The organism is Chryseobacterium luquanense, from assembly GCF_026460945.1.
Taxonomy (GTDB): domain Bacteria; phylum Bacteroidota; class Bacteroidia; order Flavobacteriales; family Weeksellaceae; genus Chryseobacterium; species Chryseobacterium luquanense.
Genome location: NZ_JAOVZV010000041.1, coordinates 1 through 509, shown reverse-complemented (window position 1 = coordinate 509; position 509 = coordinate 1). Strand labels below are relative to the sequence as shown.

Here is a 509-nt window from a genome sequence, read left to right as displayed (position 1 = left end):
TAAAGAAAAATATTATGAAAAAACTAATTATTTTACTAGCACTTCACTCACTGTTTTTGAGTTTTGCTCAAATATATCCTCTTAATACGTATTCTGAAGTACCAACTAATGCATATATCAAAGATTTGAATAATGATCTCCTGCCTTACGAAGGTGATTGGAAAGCAACATGGGGAAATAAAATATTCTTTGTACAATTTAAAAGAATAAAAAAATATTTGGATCACAAAGAAAACAATCCTTATTATAAAGATCTTTTAGTGGGTAAATTTAAGGTCATGGACCAAAATGGTTTAATTTTATATGATAATACAAATCTTCCTAATGAAGATACGAAAATTGAAGGAGGACGTTTTTTTACAATACCCATTAAACAGTATTATCTATTTTATATTGATCCTGATATTTGCAATATAACAGGAAAGATTTATATCGATTTTGTCAGTAACAATCAAACACAATTAAATTGGAAATTCATTGATACAACTGATATTATTACATCAAGTTGT

At 26.3% G+C, this 509-nt stretch carries 1 protein-coding gene; it reads left to right on the top strand.

Features of this window, described 5'->3' with window-relative positions; translation table 11 throughout:
• Nucleotides 1-14 precede the first annotated feature (14 nt).
• Nucleotides 15-509 (top strand): DUF6705 family protein (locus tag OEA66_RS20385; protein ID WP_267283140.1); only part of this gene is annotated, 495 nt, incomplete at its 3' end.